Raw genomic sequence first — 4,401 nt, 5'->3', positions numbered from 1 at the left:
GTCGGGCGCTCTCCGCCCCGACCGGCCTCGGGTCCCGCAGCCCTGCTGTCTCAGCCGAGGTCGCGGCCGAGGACGGTGCACTCGGCGTCGAGGTACCCGAGCCGCTCGTAGAAGCCCAGGACCTGCGTGTTGGTCGTGCGCACCATGAGGCGCACCTTGCGCACGCCCTGCGACGCGAGCCACGCCTCCGCGGCGACCACCGCGTCGCGGCCGAGCCCCGTGCCTTGCAGCCCGGGCGCCACCGCGACGTAGTAGATCCAGCCGCGGTGCCCGTCGAACCCGGCCATCGCCGTCGCGACGACAGGGCCCGCCCCGCTGCCCGGAGCTCCCGCTCGCGCGACGAGGACCGTCGAGGACGGTGCCGTCCGCGCGTCGGCCACGTCCAGGTGCGGGTCGTTCCAGGGCCGCGCGAGGCCGCACGCCTCCCAGAGGGCCACGACCTGCTCGACGTCGTCGTCCGTGATCTCCCGGAAGTCGACGCCGCCCACGGAGAGCGTCCCGACGGCGCCGTCCCGCACCGGCTCGACCGCTCCCTCAGGAACAGCCTGCGCGGGCCCAGGCCCGCCGTCGGCGGGCGCACCCGCGCCGAGGGCGCTCGTCAACCCGACCCCGTCGCGGATGCGGCCCGGAGCCATCAGCGCGGCTGGTAGGGCGAGACGACGACCTCGACGCGCTGGAACTCCTTGAGGTCCGAGTAGCCCGTCGTGGCCATCGCACGCTTGAGCGCGCCCACGAGGTTGAGGGTGCCGTCAGCCTGGCGGCCCGGTCCGAACAGGATCTCGTCGAGGGAGCCCGCCGTGCCGACGCTCACGCGCTCGCCCCGGGGAAGCTGCGGGTGGTGGGCCTCGGAGCCCCAGTGCCAGCCCTTGCCCGGGGCCTCGGTCGCACGCGCCAGCGCGGCACCGAGCATCACGGCGTCCGCACCGCACGCGACGGCCTTGACCAGGTCGCCCGAACGCCCCACGCCGCCGTCCGCGATGACATGGACGTAGCGGCCACCCGACTCGTCCAGGTAGTCACGACGCGCGGCCGCGACGTCCGCGACAGCCGTCGCCATGGGCGCGTGGATGCCGAGGCTCACACGCGTCGTGTGCGCCGCGCCGCCACCGAAGCCGACGAGGACGCCCGCAGCGCCCGTGCGCATCAGGTGCAGGGCCGCGGTGTAGGTCGAGGCCCCACCCACGATGACCGGGACGTCGAGCTCGTAGATGAAGCGCTTGAGGTTGAGCGGCTCCGCGTTGCCCGACACGTGCTCGGCCGAGACCGTGGTGCCGCGGATGACGAACAGGTCGACCCCGGCGTCCACGACCGTCTTGTAGAACTCCTGCGTGCGCTGCGGCGACAGGGCACCCGCGACCGTGACGCCGGACTCCCGGATCTCCTTGAGACGCTGGGTGATCAGCTCGGCCTTGATCGGCTCGGCGTACACCTCCTGCATGCGACGCGTCGCGCTCACGGCGTCGAGCGTCGCGATCTCGGCGAGGATCGGCTCCGGGTTCTCGTACCGCGTCCACAGGCCCTCGAGGTCCAGCACGCCCAGGCCGCCCGCGTTGCCCAGGGCGACCGCGGTCGCCGGGCTCATCACGGAGTCCATGGGGGCCGCCAGGATCGGCAGGTCGAAGTGGTAGGCGTCGATCTGCCACCCCACCGACACGTCCTCCGGGTCACGCGTACGCCGGGAGGGGACCACGGCGATGTCGTCGAAGGAGAAGGCGCGCCGTCCGCGCTTGCCACGACCGATCTCGATCTCGTTGCTCACCCGACGAGGATACCGGGCCCGGGCCGGGGCACGCCCCCGCGCGCCACGCGGTGGACCGCGACGTCCCAGCAGCGCCACCCGTCAGGGCTGGCAGGGCTGGCAGGGCTGTCAGGGCTGGCAGGGCCGTCAGGGCTGGCAGGGCTGGCAGGGCTGTCAGTGGCCGCTGGCATGCTCACCAGCAGAGACCAGGGACGGTCGTGAACGGCGAGGACCGCCGGGCCACCACCCACAGGACGACTGCAAGGAGCACGACGATGAGCTGGACGACCGGACCGCTGCTGGGATTCGACACCGAGACCACCGGGGTCGACGTCACGAACGACCGCATCGTGACCGCGGCGCTCGTGCGGCGCGTCCCGGGGCGGAGCACCGAGGTCCGGACCTGGCTCGTCGATCCCGGCGTCCCCATCCCCGCGGAGGCGGCCGCGATCCACGGCATCTCGACCGAGCACGCGGTCGCGCACGGGGTGGCCCCCGGACCGGCCCTCGAGGAGATCGCCTCGCTCATCGCCGCGGACCTCGCGATCGGCGTGCCGGTCGTCGCGTTCAACGCGGCGTTCGACCTGTCCCTGCTCGACGCCGAGCTCGCACGCCACGCGCTGCCGACCCTGGGCGAACGGCTGGGGCGCGAGGTCACACCCGTGATCGACCCGCTCGTGCTCGACCGCTCGCTCGACCGCTTCCGCAAGGGCAAGCGCAAGCTCGGCGACCTGTGCGTGCACTACGGCGTGACCGACGGCGGCAACCTCCACACCGCGGACGTCGACGTCCTCGCGACGCTCGACGTGCTCGAGGCCATGACCCGCGTCTTCCCCGAGCTCGCCGAACGGGACCTCGACTCGCTGCACCGCCACCAGATCACCGCTCACCGGGCCTGGGCGGAGAACTTCAACACGTGGCGAGCCGGGCAGGGGTACGTCGGCGCAGGGGCCAGCACCGCCTGGCCATCCTGAGCCACGGTCGTCGGACACAAAACCTCATAGAACATATGGGCCGCTCGTGACGATCCCGTGAAGCCCCGCCAGGTCGACCGGATCGACGCGCCGTTATCTCATCCATGAGTTATCGTCGGCTCATGACCATGGTCGACGAAGCACCCCAGCACCTCGCACAGGTCGCCGCCCTCATCCGCGGCGCACGCCAGAACAAGGGCCTCACCCAGGCCCAGCTCGCCGAGCGCCTCGGGACGAGCCAGAGCGCGATCCACCGGATCGAGCAGGGCTCGCAGAACGTGAGCCTCGACATGCTCGCGCGGATCAGCGCCGCGCTCGACTCGGAGATCATCTCGTTCGGAGCCCCCAAGCACTCCCACCTGCGGGTCAGCGGCGGCCACGTGCTCTCGGGCCGCATCGAGGTCAACTCCTCGAAGAACGGCGCTGTCGCCCTGCTGTGCGCGTCGCTCCTCAACCGTGGGCGCACCACGCTGCGCCGCGTCGCCCGCATCGTGGAGGTCGACCGCATCGTCGACGTCCTGCGCAGCATCGGCGTGCAGGCCACGTGGTCCGCCGACGGCCGCGACCTCGAGATCATCGTGCCCGAGCAGCTCGACCTCGCCTCGATCGACGTCGATGCAGCCCGCCGCACCCGGTCGATCATCATGTTCCTCGGCCCCCTGCTCGGCCTCCAGGACGAGTTCTCGCTCCCCTACGCGGGCGGCTGCGACCTGGGCACCCGGACCGTCGAACCCCACATGATCGCGCTGCGCCCGTTCGGGCTGTCGGTCACCGCGGCCTCGGGCAACTACGAGGCGGTCGTCGCAGCCCCGGGCGCCCAGGACCTCAGCGTCGTGCTGACCGAGCGCGGCGACACCGTCACGGAGAACGCGATCATGGCCGCCGCGTCTCGCGACGGCGTGACGACGATCCGGAACGCGAGCCCCAACTACATGGTCCAGGACCTCTGCTTCTACCTGGAGCTCCTGGGCGTGCGCATCGAGGGCATCGGCACCACGACGCTGCGCATCCACGGGCGCACCGACATCGACGCCGACGTCGAGTACGCCGTGTCCGAGGACCCCGTCGAGGCCATGAGCCTCCTGACCGCCGGCATCGTCACGGGCTCCGAGATCACGGTCGCGCGCGTGCCGATCGAGTTCATGGAGATCGAGCTCGCGACGCTGTCCGAGATGGGCCTGCGCTACTCGCTCTCCCCCGAGTACCTGGCCCTCAACGGCCGCACCCGCCTGGTCGACGTCACCGTCCACCCGAGCGAGCTGCACGCGCCGATCGACAAGATCCACCCCATGCCGTTCCCGGGGCTCAACATCGACAACCTGCCGTTCTTCGCCGTCATCGCGGCGTGCGCGAGCGGGCACACCCTCATCCACGACTGGGTGTACGAGGGACGTGCGATCCACCTGACGGACCTCACGCGCCTCGGCGCCGACGTCCGGCTGCTCGACTCGCACCGGCTCGACATCACGGGCCCGACCCACTGGTCGGGCGCCGAGGTGAGCTGCCCGCCGGCGCTGCGGCCCGCCGTCGTGATCCTGCTCGCGATGCTCGCCGCGAAGGGCACCTCGGTGCTGCGCAACGTCGACATCATCTCGCGCGGCTACGAGCAGCTCCAGGAGCGGCTCATCGAGCTCGGCGCGCGGATCGAGACGTTCCGCGACTGACCCCGACCTCACCGGACGACAGGAC

At 71.8% G+C, this 4,401-nt stretch carries 4 protein-coding genes; 2 read left to right on the top strand and 2 right to left on the bottom strand.

Annotated elements, in window-relative coordinates:
- Nucleotides 1-50: 50 nt before the first annotated feature.
- Both ACFRCR_RS17210 and ACFRCR_RS17205 read right to left on the bottom strand, forming a co-directional pair.
- Complete coding sequence (locus tag ACFRCR_RS17210) at nt 51-635, bottom strand: GNAT family acetyltransferase (protein ID WP_377679227.1); 585 nt, start codon at nt 633-635, stop codon at nt 51-53.
- The gene (locus ACFRCR_RS17205) at nt 635-1,759 is read right to left on the bottom strand and encodes a GuaB3 family IMP dehydrogenase-related protein (RefSeq protein ID WP_138825476.1); all 1,125 of its coding nucleotides are present in this window, start codon (nt 1,757-1,759) and stop codon (nt 635-637) included. Before ACFRCR_RS17205 ends, ACFRCR_RS17210 begins: the two co-directional genes overlap by 1 nt.
- A gap of 254 nt (nt 1,760-2,013) precedes the next feature.
- Here ACFRCR_RS17205 and ACFRCR_RS17200 point away from each other — a divergent pair, with 254 nt between their 5' ends.
- Together ACFRCR_RS17200 and ACFRCR_RS17195 are read left to right on the top strand one after the other, a co-directional pair.
- Nucleotides 2,014-2,712 (top strand): exonuclease domain-containing protein, encoded by a 699-nt coding sequence (locus ACFRCR_RS17200; protein WP_191795940.1) that lies wholly within the window; start codon nt 2,014-2,016, stop codon nt 2,710-2,712.
- 128 nt (nt 2,713-2,840) lie between these two features.
- On the top strand, nt 2,841-4,376 hold the full coding sequence (locus ACFRCR_RS17195) for a UDP-N-acetylglucosamine 1-carboxyvinyltransferase (protein ID WP_377679229.1): 1,536 nt from the start codon (nt 2,841-2,843) through the stop codon (nt 4,374-4,376).
- Nucleotides 4,377-4,401: the final 25 nt, after the last annotated feature.

Origin of the sequence: Oerskovia sp. NPDC056781, from assembly GCF_042789955.1 — a bacterium.
Lineage (GTDB): Bacteria > Actinomycetota > Actinomycetes > Actinomycetales > Cellulomonadaceae > Oerskovia > Oerskovia rustica.
This window is presented reverse-complemented; position numbering and strand designations above follow the sequence as displayed.

Excerpts from the sequence above, each read along its gene's own strand:
- ACFRCR_RS17210 (WP_377679227.1), bottom strand. The coding sequence starts at position 635 with ATGGCTCCGGGCCGCATCCGCGACGGGGTCGGGTTGACGAGCGCCCTC.
- ACFRCR_RS17200 (WP_191795940.1), top strand. The coding sequence starts at position 2,014 with ATGAGCTGGACGACCGGACCGCTGCTGGGATTCGACACCGAGACCACC.
- ACFRCR_RS17195 (WP_377679229.1), top strand. The coding sequence starts at position 2,841 with ATGGTCGACGAAGCACCCCAGCACCTCGCACAGGTCGCCGCCCTCATC.